Raw genomic sequence first — 26781 nt, 5'->3', positions numbered from 1 at the left:
ACCGGCTATAGGATAGTTCCGTCAGTTCCCTCCCAAAACGCCGGACATACAAGCCGCATGAGCGCACACGACCTGAAGCTTGAAGAAATCGTCAATCCCGAAACGCTGCGTCGCAAGATCAACGAACTCGCGGATTCAGCCGACGAAAGCTATACGAGCCTGCCTGTCCGCAAGGTGGTTTTGCATGCGCTGAAAGATGCGCTCGTTCGCGGTCGTGGCGTTGCGGAAAACATGCTGATGAAAGATGGCGGCGGCTCGCTTTGCGTGCGACGTCTTTCCTATCTCATGGATACGCTGATCAGCGCTCTTTTTGAATTTGCCAGCACCAAGGCTTATCCGGCGCTCAATCCATCCAAAGCCGAGAACATGGCGATTGTTGCTGTCGGCGGATATGGTCGCGGCGGACTGGCTCCCGGCTCAGACATCGATCTGCTGTTTTTGCTACCTTACAAGCAAACGCCGTGGGGCGAGCAAGTCGCTGAATATATGCTCTATATGCTCTGGGATATGGGGCTGAAGGTCGGCCATTCCACGCGCAATATCGACGAATGCATCCGCCTTTCGCGCGAAGATATGACGATCCGAACCGCCATTCTCGATGCGCGTTTTATCATCGGCAATCGCGATCTGTTTAATTCGCTCGTCGCGCGTTTTGACGAGGAAGTGGTCAAGAATACAGGTCCGGAATTCATTCAGGCCAAGCTTGCCGAGCGTGATAACCGTCACCGTAAGGCAGGCGAAACCCGCTATCTGGTCGAGCCCAATGTCAAAGAAGGCAAAGGCGGCCAGCGCGATCTGCATACTCTGTTCTGGATTGCCAAATATTTCTATCGCGTCAAAAGCAAGGAAGAGCTGGTCAAGCTTGGCGTGTTGTCACGCGCGGAACTGAGGCTTTTCAATAAGGCTGAAGATTTTCTCTGGGCTGTACGCTGCCACATGCATTTTGCAACGCTGAAAGCCGAAGAGCGTCTGTCTTTCGACATTCAGCCGGAAATTGCGCAGCGTCTGGGTTACACAGCCCATCCCGGCCAGAACTACGTCGAACGCTTCATGAAGCATTACTTCCTCGTCGCCAAAGACGTTGGCGATCTGACGCGCATTCTTTGTGCAGCATTGGAAGAAGAGCAGGCCAAGCATGTGCCGGGCTTCAACCGTATCTTCCTCACATTCTCCAACCGCAAGCGCAAACTTGCGGGCACCAATGATTTCATCTCCGAAAATCATCGTATCAACATTGCCGATGCCGATGTGTTCAAGCGCGATCCGGTCAATATAATTCGTGTTTTCCAGCTCGCTGATAAGCTTGGGTTAGAATTTCACCCCGATGTGATGCAGCAGCTCACTCGCTCGCTCAAACTCATCAATACGGAGCTGCGTGAGAACCCGGAAGCCAACAAGCTGTTTCTGGAAGTGCTGACCTCGCCACGCAACCCCGAACTCATTCTCAGGCGCATGAATGAATCGGGTGTGCTGGGCAAATTCATCCCGGATTTTGGCAAGATCGTCGCGATGATGCAGTTCAATATGTATCATCATTACACGGTTGATGAGCATCTGCTGCGCTGCATTGCTGTGCTTTCCGAGATTGAGCATGGCGATCTTGAAAACGAGCATCCGCTCGCCAATCACCTCGTCGGCACCATCAAGCGTGATCGCAATTTGCTCTATGTCGCCATGCTTTTGCATGACATTGCCAAAGGTCGCCCTGAAGATCATTCGATTGCTGGCGCACGTATTGCGAAAAAGCTTTGCCCGCGTTTTGGGCTTTCGCCATCAGAAACCAAAACCGTCGAATGGCTGGTGCGTGAGCATTTGACCATGAGCATGGTTGCGCAATCACGCGATCTCAACGACCGTAAAACCATCGTTGATTTTGCCGATACCGTGCAGACGATGGAGCGGCTTAAGCTGCTGCTGATCCTGACGGTTTGCGACATTAAAGGCGTTGGCCCCGGCGTTTGGAATGGCTGGAAAGGCCAGCTTCTGCGCACGCTTTTTTATGAAACCGAGCTGGTGCTAACAGGCGGCTTCTCCAAGCTGCCACGTGCTGATCGCGACCGACAGGCCCGTGCAGACTTGGCTGAAAAATTGAGCGACTGGCCGGAAGCCGAGCGCGAAGCATATCTTGGCCTGCATTACACCAATTATTTCCTGACCGTCAGTCTTGAGGATCAGGTTCGCCACGCGCATTTCATCCGTGAAACGGACCGTAATGGGCGTGTGCTCGCCACCATGGCAAAACCCCATACATTTGAAGCTGTCACGGAAATAACCGTGCTTGCGCCCGATCATCCGCGTCTTTTGTCGATCATCACCGGCGCTTGCGCTGCTGCTGGCGGCAACATTGTCGACGCGCAGATCTTCACTACAGGCGACGGTCGTGCGCTCGATACAATTCTCATCAACCGCGAATTTGACACAGACGAAGACGAACGCCGTCGTGCAGAGCGTGTCGGCAAGGTGATCGAAGATGTACTCTCGGGCAAATCACATCTGCCGGATGTGCTTGCCAAACGCACCAAGCCCAAACGTGGCGCAAAGGCTTTCAAGGTCGAGCCGCGCGTTGAAATCAACAACACTTTATCCGATAAGTTCACCGTCATTGAAGTGGAAGGTTTGGATCGTCCCGGCCTTTTGTCAGAATTGACTGGCCTTATTTCTGACTTGTCACTGGATATTGCTTCGGCGCATATCACGACTTTCGGCGAGAAAGTGATCGACAGTTTCTATGTCACTGATCTGGTCGGGCACAAGATTTCAAACGCGACGCGTCAGGGTAATATCAGGCGCAAACTTACTGCCGTCCTTAGCGGCGAAAATACTGCTAAGACCAATGGCCGCGCAGCAGCATAATATAGGTATTTCAATTCAATGAGTTTGGTCAAAAAGTTCGCTACCGTTGCATCTGGCACGCTAATGAGCCGCATTTTCGGTTTCACGCGTGAAATGTTTATGGCAGCGGCTCTCGGTACTGGTCCGGTTGCGGATGCGTTCAATGCGGCGTTCCGGTTCCCGAATACTTTCCGCAGACTGTTTGCCGAAGGCGCGTTCAATACTGCCTTCGTGCCTCTATTTTCAAAAGAGATCGAGAAGAACGGCATGGACGGTGCCCGTCGCTTTTCGGAAGAAGTGTTTGGCGTACTCTTCACGGTTCTGATGTTCATTACGATTGTCATGGAACTGTCAATGCCGTTTATCGTGCGCACCGTCATTGCGCCGGGCTTCACCGATGATCCGGTGAAGTTTGACAATACGGTTCGGCTCGCCGTGATCATGTTCCCCTATCTTGCCTGTATGTCGCTGGCGTCAATGATGGCGGGAATGCTCAATTCGCTGCATCGCTATTTCGCAGCAGCAGTGGCGCCAGTCTTTCTCAACATCATCCTCATTGCAGTTCTCGCCTTCAGCTGGTGGCAGGGATATGACGCGCTTGCCGTCGGCTATGCGCTGTCATGGGGTGTGATGGCCGCGGGTCTGGTTCAGCTTGCTATCGTCTGGATCGACGTGCGCGTTGCAGGCATTAAAATCGGTTTTCGGCGTCCGCGTCTGACGCCCGGCGTCAAACGGCTGCTCGTTCTGGCATTTCCAGCAGCGATCACCGGTGGCATCACGCAGATTAATCTGCTGATCAACACCAATATTGCGTCGGGTATGGAGGGTGCAGTTTCCTCGCTTGTTTATGCCGACCGCATTTACCAGTTGCCACTAGGCGTAGTGGGGATTGCGGTTGCGACCGTACTTCTGCCGGAACTCTCACGCGCTTTGCGCGGCGGGCATATGAAAGAAGCATCGAACCTGCAAAACCGCTCGGTTGAATTCACACTGTTTCTCACCCTTCCGGCTGCGGCTGCTCTTTTGGTCATGTCAGAGCCGATTGTTCGACTGTTGTTTGAGCGCGGACAGTTCAGCGCAGAATCAACGCTCGTTGTTTCCAGCATTCTGGCAATTTACGGCATCGGCCTGCCAGCTTATGTGCTGATCAAAGCTTTTCTTCCGGGCTTTTTTGCCCGTGAAGACACCCGCACACCAATGATCTTTGCAGCCATTTCGGTTGCGGTGAATATAACACTAGCCCTCACCCTGTTTCCGCGTATGGGACCGACCGGCATCGCCATTGCAGAAATCACAGCGGGCTGGATCAATGCGGCACTGCTGTTTGTAATGCTGATAAAGCGTGGGCATTGGGGCAATGATATTCCATTGCTCACCCGCATTCCGCGCCTGCTGATTGCCGCTGGCGTTATGGCTATCGGCATTCATTTTGCCATTGGCTATTTTTCGCATGAGCTTTCATCAGCATCATCCTTTGGTGTGCGCGCCGGAACTCTAGCGGCCATGGTTTTGGCGGCGATGGTTGTCTATTTTGCGCTGGCCTTTGGGCTTGGTGGTGCAAATACGGCGATGATACGTCGCGGCATCAAGCGCGGTGCCACCAAGAAAGAGCCCGAGAGCGAAGTATAATAGACCTTGAAAGGTACTCGCAGCTCTGCGAAAACACCGCATCAAAATTAGTGCCCTTCGCTCTCCACCGGCGAAGGCCAACATCAGGATATAATCATGAGCACGTTCAAACCGCTTGTCTTCTCCGGCGTTCAACCGACCGGAAACCTTCACCTTGGAAATTATCTGGGTGCGATCAAGCGGTGGGTCGAAGTGCAGGAGACGCAGGAATGCATCTACTGTGTTGTCGATATGCATGCGCTGACCGTTTCGCCCGATCCGGCTGAACTGATGCAGTCAACCCGCGAAGTGACAGCTGCATTTATTGCGGCAGGCATCGACCCTAAACGCAGCATCGTGTTCAATCAGAGCCGCGTGCGTCAGCATGCCGAACTCGCTTGGGTTTTCAACTGTGTGGCGCGCATGGGCTGGATGAGCCGCATGACGCAGTTTAAAGACAAGGCTGGTAAAGACCGCGAAAATGCATCGCTGGGCCTCTTCGCCTATCCAAGCCTGATGGCTGCAGACATTCTGCTTTATCGCGCAACCCATGTGCCGGTCGGAGAAGATCAGAAGCAGCATCTGGAACTGACCCGCGACATCGCACAGAAGTTCAACAACGACTATTCCGACCGTATTGCTGCCCTTGGTATCGGCGTGGATATGCAGGTGGGCGACGAACAGGTTTCGGGTTTCTTCCCGCTGACCGAGCCGATGATTTCAGGCCCGGCTATGCGTATTATGTCACTGCGTGATGGCACTAAGAAAATGTCGAAGTCCGATCCATCTGACCTGTCGCGCATCAATCTGATCGACGATGAAGACACCATTAACAAAAAGATCCGCAAGGCAAAAACCGATTCGGATGGCTTGCCAACGGAACTCGATGGCCTCACAGGTCGCCCGGAAGCTGACAATCTTGTTGGAATCTATGCAGCCCTTTCGTCCAAGTCGAAGGAAGACATTCTGGCTGAATTTGGCGGACGCCAATTCTCAGAATTCAAAACGGCGCTTGCCGATCTGGCAGTCGCGAAACTCTCGCCAATCACCCATGAAATGCGCCGTTTGGTGGCTGATCCTGCCTATATCGACAGCGTTTTGAAGGATGGTGGCGAACGTGCAAGCGCGATTGCAGAGACCAATATGCGCCATGTACGCGACATTATCGGCTGGCTGCAAGACTAGATTCCAGCTCTAGCGGCCTGGAAATTGCGATCTTCTGTGCTCCGGTGCTCATGTACCTTTAAGTACACTGCGCTCCGGTGCTCGATGATCACAATTTTCGGCACGCTATAACCGGAATCTCAAAAGGTCCTAATCAAATTCGAAGGCTACCAGCTTGCAGGTAGCCTTCGAGAATGCCACATTATCGCCATGGTATCAAAACGACTTAGCCGGGAAACCGGACATCGACGCAAGTTTCTTGCCGTTATCGACGAGACGCCCGAATGCGGGCGTGCTGTTGCCTATGCTGCACGCCGCGCTAAAAACTCCAATGGCGCGCTCGTCATGCTTTTCGTCATCGACAATTCAGATTTCCAGCAAATCCTTGGCGTTGGCGAGATCATGCGTGCCGAGGCAGAAGAACGTGCGCGTTCAACGCTTGAGAAGTTTGCTGCAAAAGTTCGCGAAGAACAGGGCATTGATCCCGAACTGATCATTCGTGAAGGCCGGATAACAGAAGAGCTGCCGAGCCTGATTGAGGAAGATCAGGATATTGCTATCCTCGTTCTGGCGGCAGGTTCGGGCAACGAAGGCCCCGGCCCTCTTGTGCAATCTCTTGCCAATCGTGCGCAATTCCAGATTCCGGTGACCGTCATTCCGGCAGGTCTTTCCGATGAAGACATTGATGCGGTGACATAATCACCCTATATTGATCGTAACGCGCATGCGCCTTTTGAGATGAGGCTTGCTTAAACGCGCATCCATGCTTACGAAAAGCTTCTGATATTGAAAGCGGAGAACGGACATGTTCATCCAGACCGAGACCACGCCAAACCCGGCAACCCTCAAGTTCCTGCCCGGCAAGGTCGTTATGCCTGAAGGCACCGCCGATTTTCGCGATGCAGCCAGCGCTGGCAACACTTCGCCACTCGCAGCCAAGCTGTTTGCCGTTCCGGGCGTAACCGGCGTCTTCTTTGGCTTTGATTTTATCACGGTGACCAAAGAAGACGGCGAATGGCAGCATTTGAAGCCTGCTATCCTTGGCACCATCATGGAACATTTCATGTCGGGCGCTCCTGTCATGGCAGGCAACACTGGCGTTGATGCTGCCAAGACCGATGAAGAAGAAGAATTCTTCGATAAGGCCGACACTGAAATCGTTGATACTATCAAGGAACTGATCGAAACACGCGTCCGCCCAGCTGTGGCTCAGGACGGTGGTGACATCACATTCCGCGGTTTCGAAAACGGCACTGTGTTTCTGCACATGAAGGGTGCCTGCTCTGGCTGCCCATCATCGACCGCAACACTCAAGCACGGCATTCAGAATCTTCTGCGTCATTTTGTGCCGGAAGTTCAGCAGGTTGAGCAGATCTGATCTTATAGAAATCGCAATAAAAAGGCCGCTTTTCAGCGGCCTTTTTCATATCGTCTGTTATCGGACTATAACTTTGGCACCCTGCTCGGTGCGCTCGTAAAGATCAATGATATCCTGATTCATCATGCGAACGCATCCCGATGACATGGCCTTGCCAATCGACCACCATTCTGGTGTTCCATGAATACGATAGCCGGTGTCGCCGCCCTTATTGTAGAGATAGAGCGCGCGTGCACCCAAAGGATTCTTGAGGCCCGGTCCCATACCATTGCGGTATTTTGCCAGTTCAGGCTGACGCTTGATCATTGCAGATGGAGGTGTCCATGTCGGCCATTCACGCTTCATCGCAACGCGTGCCGTCCCGTTCCAGCCGAAACCTTCACGACCTACACCGATACCGTAGCGCATCGCCTTTCCGTCTGGCTGCACCAGATAAAGAAACTTTTCGCCGGTTTCCACAATGATTGTGCCCGGCACCTCATTGGTCTGATACTTGACGATCTGACGGCGATATTGCTGCGGGATCTTCTCATTCGGAATAGCTGGAATTGTGTAGCCAGCGTCGCTGACCGAAGAATAGGACGCGGTGTAGAAGGTGCCGCCGACTGTGGAGCAGCCAGTAAGGGCGCCACCAAGAAGAAGGGCTGCGGTCAACTGCAAGACGCGAGACTTCATGAAAATTCCCCAGATTGAAAAGACCATCATCAGGAGCGAATCGCTCATTCATACGCAAAGATGAGGGAGTATTGTTAACCAAGCGTTAACCGTAAATTGAAAATTCATTATTTAGCCATAATCTCGCCATTGGTTTCACAATCTCGTACTAGGTTTGCCGCTGGTTTTTGAGTGTTTTTCAATTGTTTTGGACGTTTTTCACGCGCAAAATGCACTCATGCCAATCGTGATTCCCAACAAAACACACCCACTTTCCGACGGTCGCCAATCCGAAAATGCCATGCTTGTGCGGCGCGGTGTTCAGCGTCTTTTTTTGGAAATGGGACTGGCAACTTTGCCGGAGCTGTCTCTCGCTTCAGGCAGGCGCGCAGACCTTATTGCGGTTAGCCGCAAAGGCGAAATCTGGATCGTCGAAATCAAGTCGTCCATTGAAGACTGGAAGGCCGATCGCAAATGGCCAGACTATCGCGCCTATTGCGATCGTCTGTTTTTTGCGACGCATCCGAGCGTGCCAAGCGAAATATTTCCAGAAGACTGCGGGTTTATTTTATCGGATGGGTATGGCGCGGAAATCCTGCGCGATGCACCGGAACACAAACTGCCGGGCGCTACCCGCAAAGCGCTGATGTTACGCTTTGCGAGATCAAGTGCGGCAAGGCTGACAATTGCTGAATTAGCAGGTTTAGACGTGCCTGAAACCGATATTGATTAACTCTTTGTTTTTAGGCATATCGTGATCGGAAAATCGGTTCCCACTTTTCCGCGATATGCTTTAACGAGGCGCGCGCTTTGCCAGAATGCGCTGCAAAGTACGGCGGTGCATATTGAGACGACGCGCGGTTTCAGAAACATTGCGCTCGCACATTTCATAAACCCGCTGAATATGCTCCCAGCGAACCCGGTCGGCAGACATTGGGTTTTCCGGCGGTGCAATCTTTTCGCCCGGGCGACGGGTAAGTGCTGCAAAAACTTCATCCGCATCGGCTGGCTTGGACAGATAATCAATCGCGCCAAGCTTCACCGCGTTTACTGCTGTCGCAATATTTCCGTAGCCGGTGAGTACAATCGCACGGGTATCGGTACGGCGGGTGCGGATGGCTTCGATCACATCAAGGCCGTTTCCGTCACCAAGGCGCATATCGACCACAGCATAAGCGGGGGCCGCGGCTTTCGCAGCGGCAATGCCTTCTTCAACGGATTCCGCAGTGGTCACCTGAAAGCCCCGACCTTCCATGGCGCGGGCAAGGCGCTGCAAGAAAGGCTTATCGTCATCAACCAGAAGAAGGGTTGGATCGTTGCCAATGGCTTCGGTGTCTTCCTGCTTCAAGTCTTCCATGGGGTGCTTCCTGCCTGTATTTTTGTTCCTTTATTGATACCCCTGCGTCAAAAAGTCAAATAGCCATTGAATTGTTGAAGCAATCCTTGCAAAAAATTGACAAACAGAAACAAGGCAAACTGTTGTTTTCGCAAAGTCTTTTTTAGGTTTTCCATATAAAAATGATTTTATATTTGGGCATTATAGCTCGCCAATGTCACCCATAATCTAATAAAGATTATCGAGCATATTCATTAGCTTAGTGCAAATGCAGAGCGTGGCCAAACCACCTTTACCTCGGCTCCCTGACCAGGATTTTTGCGATTTTTGAAACTGATCTGTGCACCAGAGCGTTCGAGCAAGGTTTTTGCGATAAAAAGTCCCAGACCAAGCCCACCGCCGCCATTTTGACTGCCGTCGCGACTGCTCATGTAAGGTTCACCGATTCGGTCAAGAATTTCCGGTTTGAAGCCTTCGCCATCATCCTGAATAAGAACGGTCACATTGGTGTCCGTCCATCCCCATGTCACGCTGACCTCTTCACGCGCAAAATCGACGGCGTTTTCAATGAGATTACCAAGGCCGTACAGCAAGCCTGGATTGCGCCGCACAACAGGTTCGGGCTTTGGCCCATCGAGCTTGGAAACATCAAGCACGACACCAAAGTTGCGATGCGGCTCAATCACTTCTTCAATCAGTGAAGAGAACGGCAAGCGTGACATATGCTCTTCGTTTTCCGAAGAAAGGCTGGTCAGACGTTGCAGGATTTCACGACACCGCGCCGCCTGCGACTGCAGAAGCGCAATGTCTTCCGCCAATGCGGGATCACTATCCGGCTTTTTAGCGTAAGTGCGCTGCATTTCTTTGACCACCAGCGTGATGGTGGCAAGCGGGGTGCCCAGCTCATGGGCAGCAGCAGCGGCAAGACCATCAAGGGCAGTCAAATGCTGTTCGCGCTGCAATATCAGTTCGGTGGCGGTTAATGCATCACCCAGCTGACGCGTTTCCTCAGCGATACGATAGGCATAAACGCCAGTAAAGCCGAGCGCCGAAACGATTGCACACCAGATACCGGCCACAAAGAGGAATGGGAGAACCAGCATCTCGCCCGGATACCAAGGCAAAGGCCGGTGATAAAATATCAGAAACGAAGTGCAGAACACCGCAAGCAAAGCCAGAGCCAGCGTGTGCCGTACCGAAAGCGATGTTGCAGAGATAATTACAGGTGCAATCACCAGAATGATAAACGGGTTTTGTACGCCGCCGGTTAGATAAAGCAGGCCTGCGAGTTGCAAAATATCAAAGGCAAGCACCAGACTTGCCGCTTCGGGATTAAGTCGGTGAGTGTTTGGAAAGCGAAACGCCAGATAGAGATTAAGCCACGCGGACGATGCTATCAGTGCGAGGCAAATGCTGATGGAAAAGCTGAATTGCAGATAAAGCGCCACAAACATCACGGCTGCCGTCTGTCCGGCAATCGCCAACCAGCGCAAACGTACCAATGTGGTAAGACGCGGCCTGCGTGAGAGATTGGAAGCGCGATTATCGAATTCTGCGTGCATGGCCACTCCCAAAAATTCCACCAAATTTCAAGACAGCCTCGCTTTAAGAAAAGCATATCCATTGCGCTGGATAAAGCGAAGCCACCTTCGGCTCCTTATGCGACAGCGCAAATATTCATGCAAGTAGAACTGTGTCATCCAGTCGCAGCTTAACAAGCAATAGGCCATAACCCCGCATTTACGGGGATTTGGGCTGCAATCACATTGCCGTCAGGGTGGACGTGATTAAATTGTGTCAATTTTGTGAATAATTTATGATGCCCTCTACACGCGTAGGAGGGCACGCATGGTTATCTTCAGGGGGAAGATATCTTCGGGGCTTGGGAGGCATTCCGAGCTGATCATTCCGGGAAAACAAAATTTGGCCGATTCACCCGTTGATTGGCCGGAAGAATTTGCGGCTGGATCACTCAATGTTCAAATCGTCGAATTTCCCGAGGCACTGAAAAGCCGCCGCAGCAGATTGAAGGCGCTGGACCGTGGTTTGGTTCCGCCAACCTTGGTGATCCCGCAAGATAGGATTGAAAATAACAGCCTTAGGCGCAAGCTTTTCAAGCCACGTCGAGGCATGGGACAAGCATGGCGAGCCACACTTTACGCCAAGTCGCGGTCGATGCCAGTTTGGGTTTTCCGGCGTGTGGGATCACACATGCATGACTGTCTGGAACTGATCTCAGATAAGCGGATACGCAATCATCTTGACATTCGCGATGAAGACGAAGTGAGCGTCGTTCTGCATGCTTAAGTGCCGCGAGGCTTAGCGCGGCTGGTAGCTTGCGCATTGGCCGGATCTTCCGGCCAGACATGGCGCGGATAGCGGCCACGCATATCCGTGCGCACATCGGCCCATGAACCTTGCCAAAAGCCCGGCAGGTCACGCGTGATCTGGATCGGGCGGTGGGCGGGGGAAAGCAGTTCCAGCAAAAGGGGTACTTTGCCATTGGCAATTGCCGGGTGAATGCCAAGGCCGAACAGCTCCTGTACACGCACGGCAAGGATCGGCTCCTCCGCATCGTATCGAATGGGAATATTGGAGCCAGTCGGCACTTCGAAATGTGTCGGGGCCAGTCTATCGACGCTGCGCTGCATGTCGAATGGCACAAGGCTCATCAGACCGTTTTTCAGCACATGCGCCGGGATACGGTTGAGTTGTGACTCACCCGTAAGAAATGGCAAAAGCCAGTCATCAAGACGCTCGATCAGATGCTCATCATCCATTGACGGCCACGGATCACCAAGGCCGCGATAGAGCCAGCCCAGACGACGACGCAGGATTTCTGCCTCTTTGCCCCATGGAAGGATTTGCAGTCCGTGCTCGCGCACGGCAGCGATCACGCCTTCATCGGCGCTCACGCCGGAAGGGGCGGCAAGCGGTTTTTCCGACAAGGCGATGGCGCCAATGCGAACAGCTTCACGCGCACGCAGCGCGTTCTTTTCTGCGTCATAGACGACTTGGCGGCCGCTTTCGATCTTGTTGCCAAGAGCAGTGCGGATTTCGGTTTCTGAGACTTCAGCCGCAGAAAGTACGCGTGCGCGGCCTGCCTTGCCCGACATATCTGCCACCACAAGCCATGGCGCACGGCTAAGGCTGATCGCCGGATCGACCTCACCGCCGCGGCCATTGGCCAGCAGAAATTGCCCCGTTGCTCCACGCGCCTTGGCGATACGGTCTGGATAGGCGTCGATGAGCATACGGCCAACACTGGAACCTGCTGCTTCGCCTTTGTTAGGCACATTTGCAGCCAGACGTTTCGCTAGTCCTTTGGCGCGTTGCGCACGATCGGATCGATCATTGCGGAAGCGCGACATGCGCGTGTCGAGGTCGGTTTCATTGCCGCCAAGGCCGCGCTCAGTCAAAAGCACTGCAAGCTCTGCTGCCCGCGAAGCCTCACCGCGTTTGCCCGCTTCCGCCACCATATGCGCCAAACGTGCAGGAAGTGCGAGTGACCGCATCGCCTCGCCGTCCGATGTCAGTCGCCCTGTTTCATCAAGCGCACCGAGCCGCATGAGCAGCGCTTTGGCTTCTTTCAATGCCGGTGCCGGGGGCTTGTCGAGCAGTGATAAGGTTGCGGGATCAGTGACACCCCATGCCGCCGCATCGAGCACGAGGCCGGAAAGATCGGCTTCAAGAATTTCGGGTGGAGAGAACGCGGGAAGTGCTGCGGTCTGTCCCTGATGCCAGAGGCGGATTGCGATACCCGGCTCAGTACGTCCGGCACGACCAGCGCGTTGATCTGCACTCGCACGCGAAGTGCGCACGGTTTCGAGGCGGGTCAGGCCGGTGGCGGGTTCATATTTTGGCAGGCGGGCAAGACCTGAATCGATCACCACCCGAACGCCATCAATTGTGATGGAGGTCTCGGCAATCGAGGTCGCCAGCACGACCTTGCGATGGCCTGCGGGCGCTGGCTTGATTGCCGCATCCTGATCACGGCCTTCCATCGCGCCATAAAGCGGGGCCAAAATGATATTGGCAGGAAGAAATTTCTCTAGAACGCCAGCCGTGCGTTCAATCTCGCCCTGACCGGGAAGAAAGGCAAGAATGCTGCCGGTTTCGTCGGCCAGCGCTTCGCGAATGGCTTTCACCATCGCATCTTCAATGCGTTCGTCAGGCTTGCGTTCGCGATGACGAATATCGACGGGGAAAGCGCGGCCTTCGCTCTCGATAATGGGTGCATCGCCCAAAAGTGAGGCCACACGCGCACCATCCAGCGTTGCCGACATGACGAGAATTTTTAAATCGTCGCGCAAAGCGGCCTGCACATCGAGCGTCAGCGCCAGACCAAAATCGGCATCAAGGCTGCGTTCATGAAACTCATCGAACAGAACGGCGGCAATGCCATTGAGGTCGGGATCATCAAGAATCATGCGTGCAAAAACGCCCTCAGTGACAACAAGAATTTTGGTCTTGGCCGAGACCTTGCTTTCAAGGCGCATACGATAGCCGACCGTTTCGCCCGGCTCTTCGCCCAAGAGCTGCGCCATGCGGCGGGCCGCTGCGCGGGCGGCGAGACGACGCGGTTCGAGCAGCACAATCATGCCGTCGCCGCGCCAGCTGGCATTTAAAAAATGCAGCGGCACCAGCGTCGTCTTACCCGCGCCGGGAGGTGCAACCAGAACCGCACTTGCATGGCTGTTCATGGCAGCGTCGAGTTCCGGCAGAATGCGGGTAACGGGGAGATCGGGTAGGCTCGTCAAATGAAATTCCGTATTATAAAGGCGTTGCTTTGCTGCTTATCACACAGGGAACCGAGATGATCCATATCCGAAAATCCAATCCGGCGGATGCCCCAGCCCTTACCGCTATCTGGCGCGCAAGTGTGCTGGCAACGCATCACTTTCTAAGCCGCGAAGATTTCGCTGAAATCGAAAAGCTGGTCGGTGAGCAATATCTGCCGAATGTGGAAGTGGATGTCATTGAGGATGACGGCAAACCGGTAGGTTTTATGGGCATGACCGATAACAATATCGACAGCCTATTTATTTCACCTGTTCAGCGCGGCAAGGGTATTGGCAAGCATATGATTGCGCATGCGAAAAAGCAGGGCACGCTGACCGTTGATGTGAATGAGCAGAACACACAAGGCGTCGGCTTTTATAAGCATATGGGTTTTGTCGAGACAGGCAGCTCGGAAACGGATGATCAGGGACGCCCTTATCCGCTGCTGCATTTTAAGCTTGAGGCATAAAATCCAGCCTGTAAGATTTGCTCGCAAAACTATTCTCGCAAAAGCTATTTTAGGAGCAATTGACATACTCCCCTAGAGTATATAGATTTTGTGAAAATCGGGAGATTCCATGCCGCATTCACCGGAAGACAAAAAGCGTGCTTTAACGCGTCTGCGCCGCATCAAAGGCCAGGCCGAAGCGCTTGAGCGCGCAGTGGAAGCAGGCACGGAATGCGCTGCCTTGTTGCAGCAGATTGCGGCTTTGCGTGGGGCGACCAACGGATTGATGGCGGAAGTGCTGGAAAGCCATTTTCGCGAGACATTTGGCCAAGCGCGTGAGACCATAGCGCAAAATGCAGCGGCTGATCCCGATACACAAATCGACGAAATCATGCGGATTTTGCGTACCTATCTGAAATAGGGCGCACGGACAAAAGGATTGCAAACATGAAGTCACGCGCAGCCGTTGCCTGGGAGGCAAAGAAGCCGCTCACCATCGAAACTATCGAAATCGGCGGTCCACGCGCTGGCGAAGTGCTGGTCGAAATCATGGCGACCGGCGTTTGCCACACGGATGCCTACACGCTTTCCGGCCTTGATTCCGAAGGCAAATTCCCGGCCATTCTCGGCCATGAAGGTGCGGGTATCGTGCGTGAAGTCGGCGCTGGTGTGACTTCGGTAAAGCCCGGCGATCATGTGATCCCGCTTTACACGCCGGAATGCCGCTCATGCAAAACCTGCCTGTCGCAGCGCTCAAACCTCTGCACCTCGATCCGCGCAACGCAGGGTCAGGGTCTGATGCCTGACAAAACTTCGCGCTTTTCGTGCGATGGCGGCGAAGTGTTCCATTATATGGGCTGCTCGACCTTCTCGAACTTCACTGTATTGCCGGAAATTGCTGTCGCCAAGGTCCGCGAAGACGCGCCTTTCGACAAGATTTGCTACATTGGCTGCGGTGTGACCACCGGCATTGGCGCGGTTATTTACACGGCTAAGGTTCGTCCAGGTTCTAATGTTGTCGTGTTTGGTCTGGGCGGCATTGGTCTTAATGTCATTCAGGGCGCACGCATGGTTGGCGCCGATAAGATCATCGGCGTCGACATCAATCCATCCAAGGTGGAAATGGCAAAGAAGTTCGGCATGACTGACTTCGTCAACCCGCGCGAAATCGGTAATGACAAGGTTGTTCAGGCCATTCAGGATCTGACCGATGGCGGCGCGGACTATTCGTTCGATGCCACCGGCAACACCGATGTCATGCGTCAGGCGCTCGAATGCACCCATCGCGGCTGGGGTGAATCGATCATCATCGGCGTCGCGGAAGCGGGCAAGGAAATCGCTACGCGTCCATTCCAGCTCGTCACCGGACGCGTCTGGAAGGGTACAGCCTTTGGCGGCGCACGCGGTCGTACCGATGTGCCAAAGATTGTTGATTGGTACATGGAAGGCAAGATCGACATCGACAGCCTGATCACCCACACCATGCCGCTTGATGAAATCAACACCGCCTTCGATCTGATGCATGAAGGCAAGTCGATCCGCTCGGTGATTGTCTACTGATGAGTGAGAAGCTTTTCACCTCCCATTGGGATGAAATCGACAACCTGACCCCGCGCGCACTTTATGCGATGCTGAAGCTGCGCGTGGATGTTTTCGTGGTGGAGCAGAATTGCCCCTACCCTGAAATCGACGGCAAGGATTATGACGCGTTTCATCTACGCATTCTCGATGGTGAAGAACTCGCAGCAAGTCTGCGGGTTCTGCCACCAGAGAAGGATGGTAAGCCGGTGAAGATCGGTCGCGTTGTCGTGGCGGCCGATTATCGCGGTTACAAACTTGGTCAGCGCCTCATGAAAGAGGCGATTGCCTTTGCTGAGACACGCTTTCCGGGCATCGCCATGGAGCTAGGCGGGCAGAGCCATTTGCAGAAATTCTATGGCTCGTTTGGCTTTGTTGCGGTTTCAGACGAATATCTTGAAGACGGTATTCCGCATGTCGATATGCGGTTAGAGCCGCAGGAAAGCGCTGCCTGATGTTTTTGCTGCGCCGCCATATGTCGTTTTATCTCGCGGCCATTGGCGGCGCACTCGCATTCATCATCACTTGGGTTCTCAAAACCCCGCTTGCGCCAGTTATTGGGGCGAATGTTTTCTTCGTGCTTTATCTGGCGCTCGCATTGTGCGCCTTGCCAAAACTGACAGCGCCTTATCTCAAAAAACATGCAGCTACGGCAGATGAACCGATGTGGATCATCTTTCTGGTCACATTTGCCACGGTGGTGGTTGCGGTTGTGTCGCTGTTTGTACTGGTCAATCAAAAGCCGGAAGCAGATATGTTTTCGCTTATTGTGACGCTGGCGTCTGTGCCGCTTGGCTGGTGCACCATCCACATGATGACGGCGATCCACTATGCGCATTTATACTGGCAACCAACGGAGCCAGCTGGAAAAGATGCGGCGCATGCCAGTCGTTACCGGGGCGGATTTGCGTTTCCTGAAACGCCACAACCTTCGGGCTGGGATTTTGCCTATTATGCCTTCATCATCGGCATGACAGCGCAGACCTCTGACACCAATGTGACCACGACCGCGATGCGAAAAATGACGCTTCTGCACAGCGTCGTCTCATTCTTCTTCAATACTGTCCTCGTGGCTGCAACCGTCAATGTCGCGGTTGCCCTTGGAAGTTAAAGTATCCGGGAGTTAGGATTTAATCATGGAAACGATTTCGACCGCGAAATGCTTTGGTGGAACGCAGGGCGTCTATCGCCATAAGAGCGAGACCACTCAATGCGAAATGACATTTGCCGTTTTCCTGCCGCCACAAGCAAAGAACGGTCCCGTTCCGGTGCTGTGGTATCTTTCCGGCCTGACCTGCACGCATCAAAATGTGATGGATAAAGGCGAGTATCGGCAAATGGCCGCAGAATTAGGAATTGCCGTTATTTGCCCCGATACCAGCCCGCGCGGTGAAGATGTTCCAGACGAGACGCAGAACTGGAAGTTCGGCAAAGGTGCAGGCTTCTATGTTGATGCGACGCAGGAACCATTCGCCAAAAACTATCAGATGTATAGCTACATCACCAAGGAACTGACCGATCTGGTGGCGGCTGAGTTCCCACTTGATATGTCGCGTCAGGGCATCACCGGCCACTCCATGGGTGGTCATGGTGCACTGACCATCGCACTGAAAAACCCCGACCGCTTCAAATCGGCATCGGCTTTCGCGCCGATTGTGCAGCCTTCAACAGCCGACTGGTCGAAGCCTGCGCTGGAAAAATATCTCGGTTCCGAAGAACGCGCATGGCGCGCCTATGACGCGACGCTGCTTATTGAGGATGGCGCACGCTTTTCGGAATTTTTGGTCGATCAGGGCGAAGCCGATGTGTTCCTTGAGGAAGGACTATGTCCGTGGTTGCTGGAGAAAGCTTGCCAAAAGGCTGGTATTCCGCTCACGCTCAACATGCGCGAAGGCTATGACCATTCCTATTTCTTCATCTCATCTTTCATGGGTGAACATCTCCAGTGGCATGCGGAGCGTCTTGCTAGGTAAAAGCCTTGCTAATTAAAAAGTGGTGATGTGCGTTTGTGGACTTAGCAGTAAGCTTATTCGCAAACGCATCAACATGACGGGACCCTCATGGCGAAGAAGAAGAAAGTTGTCACCGTCGGTGCCTTGCTGGTGAACGGCGACAAAAAAGTCCTGATGGGGCTGCGCTCACCATGGAAAAAGGCGTGGCCCGAACATTGGGACACGCCCGGTGGTCATGTTGAGCGTGGGGAAACTCTGGAAGATGCGCTGGTGCGGGAAATGGGCGAGGAACTCGGCATTCGCCCGATCAAGTTTCGTGAGATCGCTGCCATCGATGAGAAAAAGCCTGAGCTCTATGGCGATTCCATCTGCCATATTTTTCAGGTCACTGCATGGGGCGGTGGCGAACCGCGCAATGTCTGCGATGAACATTCTGAGCTTGCATGGTACAGCCCTAGCGAGCTCGAAACCATCAGCAATCTGGCCGACCCCGAATATCCGCGTCTTGCGCGGATCGCCATTGGTGCGGCAACCGATTAACGTTTCATAACCTTCATAGGCAGACCGCCCTGCGGCTGGGTGGTGAGTTTCTGCACCGGCCATGGCTTTGTGGTCTCCAGCACATCAAAGCGACGACCATCGAGCAAGATTGCAAGCGCAATGACAGCTTCCTGAAGCGCGAAGCTCGCACCGATGCAGACACGCGGGCCTGCGCCAAATGGCAGATATTGAAAACGATCCAGCTTGTCGCGATTTTCCGGCCAGAAGCGTTCCGGCATGAAGGCATCCGGCTGATCCCAATAAAGCCTGTGCCGATGGATCACCCATGGCATCACCAGAACAGCGGTTCCTTTGGCAATTTTCAGATCACCATAAGTGTCATCCGTTGCGGCCTCGCGATTGATGGACGGCGCTGGCGGATAAAGCCGCATCGCCTCTTCAAAGGCAGCGCGTGTGAAAGGGAGTTTCGCCAGCCATTCCTGCGGCGGCAGATCATGTCCGCCATCAGCAAAAAACCCATCGATTTCGGCCTCAACACGCTCGCGCTCCTGCGGTGCTTTGGCCAGCAGATAGAGCGTCCAGCCAAGCGCGCGTGCTGTTGTCTCATGCCCCGCGCCGATGAAGGTGATGATGTTATCTTCAATCTCGGCACGGCTCAAACCATCCGGTCCTTCGGCGCGCAAAAGCAAGGTCAGAAAATCATTGGGGACGTCTTCGCCCTTATCCATCCGCGCTTTTCGCAGAGCGATGGTCTCGGAGACCAGTTCACGGAAGAAGCCAAGCGATTGATTACCACGAAGGCGCGTGAAGCGCGGCAGCCAATCTGGCAGGCCGAGCAAATCAAACGGATCGACGCGACCCATGGTCTCGAAAAGCTTGTCGATCTGGCGCGCAAAGTCGTTGGGATCACCGGCGATCTCACCCGAAAACAGGGTTTCCGCGAGAATATCATAGGTGAGCAGCGTCATATCGTGGGCTACATCGGTGATGATGCCGCTTGTCTTGTAACGCTCGACAAACTGGCGCGAGCGATCGCGCATCGCTTCCGCAAAGCCGCCGATGTGGCGCGGCGTGAACACGGGTGCCATGGCCTTGCGCGAGCGCTTCCAGACCTGACCCTCAGCGGTCAGCAATCCATCGCGTAAAAGCGGACGCAAAACCCGCTGGCGAATGGCAGACATCGGATAGTTTGCGGCATTATCGACCAGCACATGCCGGATGAGGCCGGGATCGTTGGCAATAATGGTTTTGATACCAAGCCAACTCACCGAAACCCATGGCTCATTGTAAGAAGGCTCACCCCACAATTCGAGCGGGTTTTTATAAACCACACGCATCATCTCGAAGCGGCCAACCGGCTTTTCGCGCGGGCGTGGTGCCGGTGGGATGAATGGTTGCGCGGCTTCGTTGATCGCCATTGTGGTATCCATAAAGTGCTCCTCGGTGTCGAGAATGCCCCTGCTGAAAACCAATATAAGCGCCAATTGTGGCAGTTCCAAAGACTGACGGGGCCAAAGCCCCGTTTGGTCAATGTTAAGGCTTGTCCGCGTTTTTCAAAGTGGCTTGCAGAAGCGCTGAAATTACATTGGAAAGCTCTGCATGAATATCGCTACGTGAACGCTTTGTCGGCGCACAGATTGGGTCGGGTTCATTGATTGATTTCAGGAAAGCTTCCGCATCTGGTTTGCATTCGGGCAGAAAGCTAAAGTGGTCAGATTCCTGAACGCTCACATAGCTGCCATTGGGCGTTATCTCCGCCAGCTGACTTGCCTCTGTCGCCAGTGGCACCGTGCCTTCACTGCCCAAATTGATGAAATTCATCGGGATTTCAGTCTTCGCAAGGCTCTCTGGCACATAGGCACGGGCCATTCCGGGATCAACAATAATAGCCGTGCGAAGACGCGGATCGCGGTTTGATTGTTCAAACAATTGCCGGTCTACGTTGCGCAGATCATAAGTCCCGACTTTGACTTCCTCATTGTCACGAAAGCCAATGCCATTGGCATACCATGCGCAATCCCATTGCTTATAACCATCGCAATAGTGCGCATAAGCCTCAAGATTGTTTCGCGCACCAGACATTCTCATAACTGTGGTGCCACCCAGCGAAAAGCCAACGGCACCGATGCGATCCACATTGATATGCTGCTGCCACTCTGCGTCCTTGCTCATGAAATCGATCACGGCTGAGAGGTCGCCCACACGCTGCCAGACTTTGGGTGTTTCTGCAGGTAAGGAATCGCCCGACGTCGTGCCCGGGTGATTGGGGCCTGCCACAATAAAACCGGCCTTCACCAGAATATTGGCAAGCCAGCCCATTGCCTCGACATTGCCCCCAGACCCGTGCGAAAACAGCACCAGAGGATATACTCCTGCACTCAAAGGTGCATTTTCAAACGCCTCTGCACCTTGAAAAACACGGTTTTCACCCATCGAAGCAGGTTTGCCGCCCTTTTGTGCCGGATACCAGATGCGCAGTTTAAGATCGCTTCCACGCGTAGGCGATGGAATATCGACCGCACGCACGCCGACCTCTGTGGCCAACGCGCCAGACGCCGAAGACAGGATCACCCCAAAAGTGAGACCGAGGACCAGTTTGCAAAGTTTCATGTCTTTCTCCATGCATGTTCGATTCAGATGACGATGCGTTGGAGGTTTCTGCTAAATCTTGGCGTCTCGCGTTCTCAATCGTGTTTCAGGTCGCCCAAAATCGCGATAAAGGACAAAATGCGACAAAAGCCAAACATAGTTCGTGCCAATGGCAAGCTGAGGTGCCCTTGATTTTCATTCCCCTGCCCTTTGTCGCAGCGCTTGCATTGTTGGCTTTGCTTATTCCAACGCTGCGCAATCAGGAACTTGCACGCCAACATTGGCCGTTCATTCTGGTGATCTTTCTCAGCGCTATTCAATCAGCACTTGTTGGCTTGCGATGGGGCTATGACATCACCGCTTTGCGCATGGTGTCGCCCGTCATTGCATCTTGTCTGCCGCCACTGGTTTACTTGGGCTTTTGCAACCTTATTCAGCGGGAAAAACCATCAAAAAACCCAACTTTCTGGTCGGCACTATTGCTACCTTGCCTGATGGTAACATTGCTGCTTTTTGCGCCCGAATTGCTCGACGCAGCGCTGTTTGTCATTTTTATTTTCTTTGCGTCCGCACTACTTTTTATGGGCGGGGCCGGACCAGACCGGCTGGAGGAAGCGCGCTTTGATGCTGCAATTTCAGCCCATCGCGCTTTGATTATTGCTGCCATTTCGCTTTATTTTTCAGCATTTTTTGATGTTGCCGTTCTTGTTGATGCAGGATGGAGCGGTGGCCAGCACACGGCCTTCATTATCGGCAATGCCAATCTCATCGGCCTATTTCTGATCGGCGTCACAGCGCTCATTGCAAGCAATGCGATTGCTGCTCCAATGCCCGAAAATCGCGAGGATATTTCCGATGTATCCGCGCAGGATCACGACGTTCTTCTCAGGATAAAAACGTTACTTAATGAGACACGGCTTTATCAGAACGAGAGCCTCAATCTGACGCGGTTAGCGCGCAAGTCCGGTATTCCATCGCGGCAGATTTCAGCCGCAGTCAACCGGGTGAGTGGAGAGAATGTCTCGCGCTTCATCAACAATTATCGGATCCATGAAGCCTGCCGGTTGCTCACCGAAACCGACCTGCCTGTGACCACGATCATGCTGGATGCTGGCTTTCAAACTAAGTCGAATTTCAACAAGGAGTTCAGGCGTGTTACCGCTACGAGCCCTTCACTTTGGCGCGAAAACAACCGTGAGAAGATAAGCATATCCAAATAAGCGCAATCCCCGGCAATTTTGGCCGCTAAATTTGGAAAAATCACCGTTAACGCCTATATTAAAGCCATGTTTGTCGAGTGATTCGACATAAGATTTTATGCTGGATAAGCAGCAGGATTTCAGGCCGCATTCGCGGCACATTTGCGAAAGATTTTCATGACCGAGACTCCAGAGATGAATTCCGAAGCCCCTGCCGAATACGGCGCGGATTCCATTCGTGTTCTGAAAGGCCTCGACGCAGTCCGCAAGCGTCCGGGCATGTATATCGGCGATACGGATGATGGCTCTGGCCTGCATCACATGGTCTACGAAGTCGTCGACAACGCAATCGATGAGGCGCTTGCAGGCCACGCCACGCTGGTCACCGTTACGCTCAACGCTGACGGCTCCTGCACCGTGACCGACAATGGCCGTGGCATTCCGACCGACATCCACAAGGAAGAAGGCGTCTCGGCTGCCGAAGTCATCATGACCCAGCTTCACGCTGGCGGCAAATTTGACCAGAATTCCTATAAGGTTTCCGGTGGTCTGCATGGCGTGGGCGTTTCGGTTGTGAATGCGCTTTCGGTCTGGCTGCGACTGAAAGTTCGTCGCGCGGGAAAAATTCACGAGATCGCGTTTACGCATGGCGTCGCCGATGCTCCGCTCGTTGTAACAGGTGATGCTGGCAGCGAAACCGGCACCGAGGTTAGCTTCCTGCCTTCGACCGACACATTCACTATGGTTGAATTCGACTATGACACGCTGGAGCGCCGTTTGCGCGAACTGGCGTTTTTGAATTCCGGCGTCCGTATTCTGCTAAGCGACCGCCGCCATGCGGATGTGCGGGAGCACGAGTTGCATTATGATGGCGGTGTCGTTGAGTTCGTAAAATACATCGACCAGAGCAAAAAAGCCCTTCTGGATGCACCGATCTACATCAAGAGCGAAAAAGACGGCATGACCGTTGAAGTCGCCATGTGGTGGAACGATTCCTACCACGAGAAGGTGCTTTGCTTCACTAACAACATTCCGCAGCGCGATGGCGGTACGCATCTGGCCGGTTTCCGTGGCGCGCTAACGCGTCAGGTTACGGGCTATGCTGACGCATCCGGCATGACCAAAAAAGAAAAGGTCAGCCTCACCGGTGATGATTGCCGTGAAGGACTGACGGCCGTGCTTTCGGTCAAGGTTCCTGATCCGAAATTCTCGTCGCAGACAAAGGACAAGCTGGTTTCCTCGGAAGTGCGTCCTGTCGTCGAAAGCCTCGTCAATGAAGCGCTCTCAACTTGGCTGGAAGAACATCCTGCTGGCGGCAAGACCATCGTTGAAAAGGTCATTCAGGCAGCCGCCGCGCGTGAGGCAGCGCGCAAGGCGCGCGACATCACCCGCAAGAGCAATCTGAGCGTTACATCGCTTCCCGGTAAGCTTGCTGATTGCCAGGAACGCGATCCTGCAAAATCAGAAATCTTCATCGTCGAGGGTGATTCTGCTGGCGGTTCCGCCAAGAGCGGTCGTTCGCGTCAGAATCAGGCAATTCTGCCGCTGCGCGGTAAGATCCTCAATGTGGAACGTGTTCGTTTTGACCGCATGATCTCGTCTGATCAGGTCGGCACATTGATTACCGCACTTGGTACATCGATTGGCAAGGATGAAGCTTATGGCTTCAACCCTGACAAGCTGCGCTATCACAAGATCATCATCATGACCGATGCTGACGTCGACGGCGCGCATATTCGCACATTGCTGTTGACCTTCTTCTTCCGTCAAATGCCGGAACTGATTGAACGCGGCCATATCTATATTGCACAGCCGCCGCTTTATAAGGTCGTGCGCGGAAAATCCTCGCAATATATCAAGAATGAAGCAGCCTTTGAGGATTTCCTCATCGAGACTGGCCTTGATGAAGCGGCTCTTGAAATGGCAAGCGGAGAAGTGCGCGCCGGACCTGACCTTCGTTCTGTTGTCGATGATGCCCGCACGCTGCGTCAGCTTCTGGGTGGCCTGCATACACGTTATGATCGCCGTGTTGTCGAACAGGCCGCAATTGCCGGACTGCTTAATCCCGGTTCTACCGCCAATGACGCGACAGCACAGACATCGGCTGCAACGGTTTCCAAACGTCTTGATATGATCTCGGAAGAAACCGAGCGTGGCTGGACAGCACATGTGACGGATGACGGCGGCTATCGTTTCGAGCGCATGGTGCGTGGCGTGAAGGATGTTGCTATTCTCGATATGGCACTGCTCGGTTCTGCTGATGCACGACAGATCGACCGCGTGGCCTCACGCCTTGCAGAAGTGTTTGCCGAGCCTCCAGTGCTGCGCCGCAAGGATAAGAGCGATACGCTTTCTGGCCCGATGGCGTTGCTTGATGCAATTTTCGCGACGGGTCGCAAGGGCCTGACGCTACAGCGTTATAAAGGCTTGGGCGAAATGAACGCTGAACAGCTTTGGGAAACCACGCTAGACCCGAATGTGCGCACGCTTTTGCAAGTTAAGGTCAACGATGCGACGGATGCTGACTCGCTGTTCTCGCGCCTGATGGGTGATGAAGTTGAACCGCGCCGTGAGTTCATTCAGGAAAACGCGCTCAGCGTTGCCAATCTCGACGTTTAGACCAGATTTACTGCACGGATAACAAAGCCCCGGAAGACCAAAATCTTCCGGGGCTTTTTCTGTTTTGGAGTTTTGACAAAAAAAAGCCCGCCAATTGGCGGGCTTTTTTTAATCTATGGAGCGATTACTCGCCGCGTGGCTTTTTCGAATAGCCATCGTTGGATTTCTTGCCGTCCTTCTTGAAACCATCTTTCTTGAAGTCGCCTTTCGGCTTCGACCAGCCACCCTTAGCGCCGTCGCGATTATTATCGCGTGGGCCGTCACGGAAATCGCCTCTTGGCTTATCACTGCGTGGCTTGAAATCGCGCTTACCTTCGCGAGGCGCAGCATCGCCACCGGCGCCTGCAACGGCAGTGCGGATCACGAGACCCTTTTCGCCAGTGCCGCGTTCTTCAACCGAACGACGGAATTCATCAGCCTTGGAAGCGACGATTTCAAAGCGGGATTCATTGTCGAAAATCTTAATCGAGCCAACATCGCGCTTGGTAATATCGCCAGCCTTACAGATCAGCGGCAGCAACCACTTTGGATCGGCACGGTGCTTACGACCAGCCGAAACCGAGAACCAGACGCCGTCAAAACGAGCATTACGGTCAAAGCGTTCGCCCTGATCAGCACGATCAAAACGTTCGCCACCACGTTCCGGACGATCACCACGCTCTGAACGCTCACGCGGCTTCTTGCTGGAAATCGGGTGAACAGGTGCGTCCGAAATATCTTCCGCAGCTGGCAATGCTGCCAGTTCGCGATTGAGGAACGCAGCCGCAATCTGTTCCGGCGTATAACGCTCGGTCAGTGCCTTCAACAGATCCTGATGCTCTTCATCAATCGGCTGGCTGAAAGCTTCACCATTGAGAATGCGCTCATTGTTCTTGGCCTGAACGGCAGCAATGCCCGGAGCTGGTACTGTCTGCGCATCAAGCTTTGCGAGGCTCAGAAGGCGCTCGGCAATACGGCGACGCGAGAACGGAACCACCAGAACGCAAGTACCCTTGCGGCCTGCGCGACCGGTACGGCCCGAACGGTGCAGCATGGTATCTGGATTGTTTGGCAGGTCTGCGTGGATAACCAGATCAAGGTTTGGCAGATCGATACCGCGTGCAGCAACGTCGGTTGCAACGCAAACACGCGCACGTCCATCACGCATCGACTGAAGCGCATTGTTACGCTCGGCCTGGCTCAATTCACCCGACAGCGCCACAACCGCAAAACCGCGATTGGAAAGGCGGCTTGCCATGTGCTTAACCGCTTCACGCGTCGAGCAGAAAATGATCGAGTTCTGCGCATCGTAATAAAGCAGGGTGTTGATGATTGCATGATCGCGTTCCTGTGGCGGAACCGGCATCGCAAAATAATCAATATCGGCGTGCTGACCGGCTTCGCCAGCAGCTGTAATGCGCAGCGCATCTTTCTGGAAGCGCTTGGCAAGCTGGGCAATCGGCTTTGGTACGGTTGCCGAGAACATCAATGTGCGGCGATCTTCCGGTGCTTCACCAAGAATGAATTCGAGGTCTTCACGGAAGCCCATATCGAGCATTTCGTCAGCTTCATCGAGCACAACAACGCGCAGTTCCGACATATCAAGCGCACGACGCGAAATATGATCACGCAGACGACCCGGTGTGCCGACAACGATATGCGATCCACGTTCGAGCACACGGCGCTCGGAACGAATGTCCATACCACCAACGCAAGAAGCAATCACAGCACCCGTATCAGCATAGAGCCATTCGAGTTCGCGGCGAACCTGCAAAGCAAGTTCGCGCGTTGGTGCAATAATCATCGCAAATGGATTTTGCGCACGATCAAAGCGCAGGTCGTCACCAAGAATGGTGGATGCCATGGAAAGACCAAAGGCAACAGTCTTGCCGGAGCCTGTCTGCGCGGAAACAAGCAAATCGCCATGAAGTGTTTCAGGCGCCAAAACGGCATTCTGAACAGCGGTGAGTGTGTTGTAACCACGAGCGGCTAATGCTCCGGAAAGAGCCGGAGCGATCGTATCAGGTAGGGACATGAGTGACTTTCAAAAAAGCTTCACAAGCCGCATACCCATCGGTTGTGAACCTTTTTGTTCACAACTCTCCTGACGACTACCGAAGCACCATAATTAGCGCCTACCTATAGGTTTGTGCCTCTCAGGT

23 protein-coding genes are annotated in these 26781 nt (G+C 53.7%); 16 read left to right on the top strand and 7 right to left on the bottom strand.

Going from position 1 to position 26781, the window contains the following annotated elements:
* The first annotated feature begins 57 nt into the window (after nt 1-57).
* From WH356_RS06245 to WH356_RS06225, 5 genes are all read left to right on the top strand, one after another.
* Nucleotides 58-2853, top strand: a complete 2796-nt coding sequence (locus WH356_RS06245) for a [protein-PII] uridylyltransferase (RefSeq protein WP_339509323.1) — start codon at nt 58-60, stop codon at nt 2851-2853.
* 18 nt (nt 2854-2871) lie between these two features.
* Nucleotides 2872-4461, top strand: a complete 1590-nt coding sequence (gene murJ / locus WH356_RS06240; RefSeq protein WP_339509322.1) for a murein biosynthesis integral membrane protein MurJ — start codon at nt 2872-2874, stop codon at nt 4459-4461.
* Between the two features lie 96 nt (nt 4462-4557).
* Nucleotides 4558-5625 (top strand): tryptophan--tRNA ligase, encoded by a 1068-nt coding sequence (gene trpS, locus WH356_RS06235; RefSeq protein WP_339509321.1) that lies wholly within the window; start codon nt 4558-4560, stop codon nt 5623-5625.
* A gap of 189 nt (nt 5626-5814) precedes the next feature.
* Nucleotides 5815-6303, top strand: a complete 489-nt coding sequence (locus WH356_RS06230; protein ID WP_339509320.1) for a universal stress protein — start codon at nt 5815-5817, stop codon at nt 6301-6303.
* A 106-nt stretch (nt 6304-6409) separates the two neighbouring features.
* On the top strand, nt 6410-6982 hold the full coding sequence (locus WH356_RS06225) for a NifU family protein (protein ID WP_339509319.1): 573 nt from the start codon (nt 6410-6412) through the stop codon (nt 6980-6982).
* Nucleotides 6983-7039: 57 nt separating this feature from the next.
* On the opposite strand, the gene WH356_RS06220 is transcribed toward WH356_RS06225, so the two are convergent.
* Complete coding sequence (locus WH356_RS06220) at nt 7040-7657, bottom strand: L,D-transpeptidase (protein ID WP_339509318.1); 618 nt, start codon at nt 7655-7657, stop codon at nt 7040-7042.
* A 217-nt stretch (nt 7658-7874) separates the two neighbouring features.
* On the opposite strand from WH356_RS06220, the gene WH356_RS06215 reads away from it, so the two are divergent.
* Entirely contained in the window at nt 7875-8369 is a 495-nt protein-coding gene (locus WH356_RS06215; RefSeq protein WP_339509317.1) for an MmcB family DNA repair protein, read from the top strand.
* A 60-nt stretch (nt 8370-8429) separates the two neighbouring features.
* On the opposite strand, the gene regA is transcribed toward WH356_RS06215, so the two are convergent.
* The gene (gene regA / locus WH356_RS06210; protein WP_250039154.1) at nt 8430-8993 is read right to left on the bottom strand and encodes a global response regulator transcription factor RegA; all 564 of its coding nucleotides are present in this window, start codon (nt 8991-8993) and stop codon (nt 8430-8432) included.
* A gap of 233 nt (nt 8994-9226) precedes the next feature.
* Nucleotides 9227-10534 (bottom strand): ActS/PrrB/RegB family redox-sensitive histidine kinase, encoded by a 1308-nt coding sequence (locus tag WH356_RS06205; RefSeq protein WP_339509316.1) that lies wholly within the window; start codon nt 10532-10534, stop codon nt 9227-9229.
* Between the two features lie 361 nt (nt 10535-10895).
* On the opposite strand from WH356_RS06205, the gene WH356_RS06200 reads away from it, so the two are divergent.
* On the top strand, nt 10896-11279 hold the full coding sequence (locus WH356_RS06200; RefSeq protein WP_339509315.1) for a hypothetical protein: 384 nt from the start codon (nt 10896-10898) through the stop codon (nt 11277-11279).
* On the opposite strand, the gene hrpB is transcribed toward WH356_RS06200, so the two are convergent.
* Nucleotides 11276-13732: an ATP-dependent helicase HrpB gene (gene hrpB, locus WH356_RS06195; RefSeq protein WP_339509314.1), complete on the bottom strand. Its 2457-nt coding sequence runs from the start codon at nt 13730-13732 to the stop codon at nt 11276-11278. The two genes, WH356_RS06200 and hrpB, sit on opposite strands and share 4 nt — an antisense overlap.
* Nucleotides 13733-13788: 56 nt before the next feature.
* Here hrpB and WH356_RS06190 point away from each other — a divergent pair, with 56 nt between their 5' ends.
* The 7 genes from WH356_RS06190 (at nt 13789) to WH356_RS06160 (ending at nt 18272) form a co-directional block, all read left to right on the top strand.
* On the top strand, nt 13789-14223 hold the full coding sequence (locus WH356_RS06190; RefSeq protein ID WP_339509313.1) for an acetyltransferase: 435 nt from the start codon (nt 13789-13791) through the stop codon (nt 14221-14223).
* Between the two features lie 109 nt (nt 14224-14332).
* Nucleotides 14333-14623, top strand: coding sequence for a metal/formaldehyde-sensitive transcriptional repressor (locus WH356_RS06185; protein ID WP_339509312.1), 291 nt, complete (start codon nt 14333-14335; stop codon nt 14621-14623).
* Between the two features lie 26 nt (nt 14624-14649).
* On the top strand, nt 14650-15762 hold the full coding sequence (locus WH356_RS06180) for an S-(hydroxymethyl)glutathione dehydrogenase/class III alcohol dehydrogenase (protein WP_339509311.1): 1113 nt from the start codon (nt 14650-14652) through the stop codon (nt 15760-15762).
* Entirely contained in the window at nt 15762-16235 is a 474-nt protein-coding gene (locus WH356_RS06175) for a GNAT family N-acetyltransferase (protein ID WP_339509310.1), read from the top strand. The genes WH356_RS06180 and WH356_RS06175 overlap by 1 nt, the downstream gene beginning before the upstream one ends.
* Nucleotides 16235-16891, top strand: a complete 657-nt coding sequence (locus WH356_RS06170) for a DUF1345 domain-containing protein (protein WP_339509309.1) — start codon at nt 16235-16237, stop codon at nt 16889-16891. Before WH356_RS06175 ends, WH356_RS06170 begins: the two co-directional genes overlap by 1 nt.
* A 25-nt stretch (nt 16892-16916) precedes the next feature.
* Complete coding sequence (gene fghA / locus WH356_RS06165) at nt 16917-17753, top strand: S-formylglutathione hydrolase (RefSeq protein WP_339509308.1); 837 nt, start codon at nt 16917-16919, stop codon at nt 17751-17753.
* Nucleotides 17754-17840: 87 nt separating this feature from the next.
* Nucleotides 17841-18272 carry an NUDIX hydrolase gene (locus tag WH356_RS06160; RefSeq protein WP_339509307.1) on the top strand — a complete coding sequence of 144 codons (432 nt, stop codon included), beginning with the start codon at nt 17841-17843 and terminating at the stop codon, nt 18270-18272.
* Here WH356_RS06160 and WH356_RS06155 read toward each other — a convergent pair.
* Together WH356_RS06155 and WH356_RS06150 are read right to left on the bottom strand one after the other, a co-directional pair.
* A complete protein-coding gene (locus WH356_RS06155; RefSeq protein WP_339509306.1) occupies nt 18269-19663 on the bottom strand; it encodes a cytochrome P450 in 1395 nt (464 codons plus the stop codon). The two genes, WH356_RS06160 and WH356_RS06155, sit on opposite strands and share 4 nt — an antisense overlap.
* A gap of 103 nt (nt 19664-19766) precedes the next feature.
* Nucleotides 19767-20843 (bottom strand): alpha/beta hydrolase family protein, encoded by a 1077-nt coding sequence (locus WH356_RS06150; protein ID WP_339509305.1) that lies wholly within the window; start codon nt 20841-20843, stop codon nt 19767-19769.
* Between the two features lie 167 nt (nt 20844-21010).
* Between WH356_RS06150 and WH356_RS06145 the strand changes: the two genes are divergently transcribed.
* Both WH356_RS06145 and gyrB read left to right on the top strand, forming a co-directional pair.
* Entirely contained in the window at nt 21011-22042 is a 1032-nt protein-coding gene (locus WH356_RS06145) for a helix-turn-helix domain-containing protein (protein WP_339509304.1), read from the top strand.
* 156 nt (nt 22043-22198) lie between these two features.
* Entirely contained in the window at nt 22199-24640 is a 2442-nt protein-coding gene (gene gyrB / locus WH356_RS06140; RefSeq protein WP_339509303.1) for a DNA topoisomerase (ATP-hydrolyzing) subunit B, read from the top strand.
* Between the two features lie 124 nt (nt 24641-24764).
* Here gyrB and WH356_RS06135 read toward each other — a convergent pair whose 3' ends face one another.
* Nucleotides 24765-26654: a DEAD/DEAH box helicase gene (locus WH356_RS06135; protein WP_339509302.1), complete on the bottom strand. Its 1890-nt coding sequence runs from the start codon at nt 26652-26654 to the stop codon at nt 24765-24767.
* Between the last annotated feature and the right edge of the window lie 127 nt (nt 26655-26781).

This window comes from Ochrobactrum sp. MYb379 (assembly GCF_037479515.1).
Taxonomy (GTDB): Bacteria; Pseudomonadota; Alphaproteobacteria; order Rhizobiales; family Rhizobiaceae; genus Brucella.
The sequence above is the reverse complement of the archived record's forward strand: the minus strand, read 5'-3'. Positions and strand labels throughout refer to the sequence as shown.

What these genes read in the sequence shown, in the direction of transcription:
- WH356_RS06215 (WP_339509317.1), top strand. Translation starts at nt 7,875, where the DNA reads ATGCCAATCGTGATTCCCAACAAAACACACCCACTTTCCGACGGTCGC.
- WH356_RS06185 (WP_339509312.1), top strand. Translation starts at nt 14,333, where the DNA reads ATGCCGCATTCACCGGAAGACAAAAAGCGTGCTTTAACGCGTCTGCGC.
- WH356_RS06180 (WP_339509311.1), top strand. Translation starts at nt 14,650, where the DNA reads ATGAAGTCACGCGCAGCCGTTGCCTGGGAGGCAAAGAAGCCGCTCACC.
- WH356_RS06155 (WP_339509306.1), bottom strand. Translation starts at nt 19,663, where the DNA reads ATGGATACCACAATGGCGATCAACGAAGCCGCGCAACCATTCATCCCA.
- trpS (WP_339509321.1), top strand. Translation starts at nt 4,558, where the DNA reads ATGAGCACGTTCAAACCGCTTGTCTTCTCCGGCGTTCAACCGACCGGA.
- gyrB (WP_339509303.1), top strand. Translation starts at nt 22,199, where the DNA reads ATGACCGAGACTCCAGAGATGAATTCCGAAGCCCCTGCCGAATACGGC.
- regA (WP_250039154.1), bottom strand. Translation starts at nt 8,993, where the DNA reads ATGGAAGACTTGAAGCAGGAAGACACCGAAGCCATTGGCAACGATCCA.
- WH356_RS06230 (WP_339509320.1), top strand. Translation starts at nt 5,815, where the DNA reads ATGGTATCAAAACGACTTAGCCGGGAAACCGGACATCGACGCAAGTTT.
- WH356_RS06205 (WP_339509316.1), bottom strand. Translation starts at nt 10,534, where the DNA reads ATGCACGCAGAATTCGATAATCGCGCTTCCAATCTCTCACGCAGGCCG.
- WH356_RS06160 (WP_339509307.1), top strand. Translation starts at nt 17,841, where the DNA reads ATGGCGAAGAAGAAGAAAGTTGTCACCGTCGGTGCCTTGCTGGTGAAC.
- WH356_RS06220 (WP_339509318.1), bottom strand. Translation starts at nt 7,657, where the DNA reads ATGAAGTCTCGCGTCTTGCAGTTGACCGCAGCCCTTCTTCTTGGTGGC.
- fghA (WP_339509308.1), top strand. Translation starts at nt 16,917, where the DNA reads ATGGAAACGATTTCGACCGCGAAATGCTTTGGTGGAACGCAGGGCGTC.
- WH356_RS06150 (WP_339509305.1), bottom strand. Translation starts at nt 20,843, where the DNA reads ATGAAACTTTGCAAACTGGTCCTCGGTCTCACTTTTGGGGTGATCCTG.
- WH356_RS06245 (WP_339509323.1), top strand. Translation starts at nt 58, where the DNA reads ATGAGCGCACACGACCTGAAGCTTGAAGAAATCGTCAATCCCGAAACG.
- WH356_RS06135 (WP_339509302.1), bottom strand. Translation starts at nt 26,654, where the DNA reads ATGTCCCTACCTGATACGATCGCTCCGGCTCTTTCCGGAGCATTAGCC.
- WH356_RS06175 (WP_339509310.1), top strand. Translation starts at nt 15,762, where the DNA reads ATGAGTGAGAAGCTTTTCACCTCCCATTGGGATGAAATCGACAACCTG.
- murJ (WP_339509322.1), top strand. Translation starts at nt 2,872, where the DNA reads ATGAGTTTGGTCAAAAAGTTCGCTACCGTTGCATCTGGCACGCTAATG.
- WH356_RS06170 (WP_339509309.1), top strand. Translation starts at nt 16,235, where the DNA reads ATGTTTTTGCTGCGCCGCCATATGTCGTTTTATCTCGCGGCCATTGGC.
- WH356_RS06225 (WP_339509319.1), top strand. Translation starts at nt 6,410, where the DNA reads ATGTTCATCCAGACCGAGACCACGCCAAACCCGGCAACCCTCAAGTTC.
- WH356_RS06190 (WP_339509313.1), top strand. Translation starts at nt 13,789, where the DNA reads ATGATCCATATCCGAAAATCCAATCCGGCGGATGCCCCAGCCCTTACC.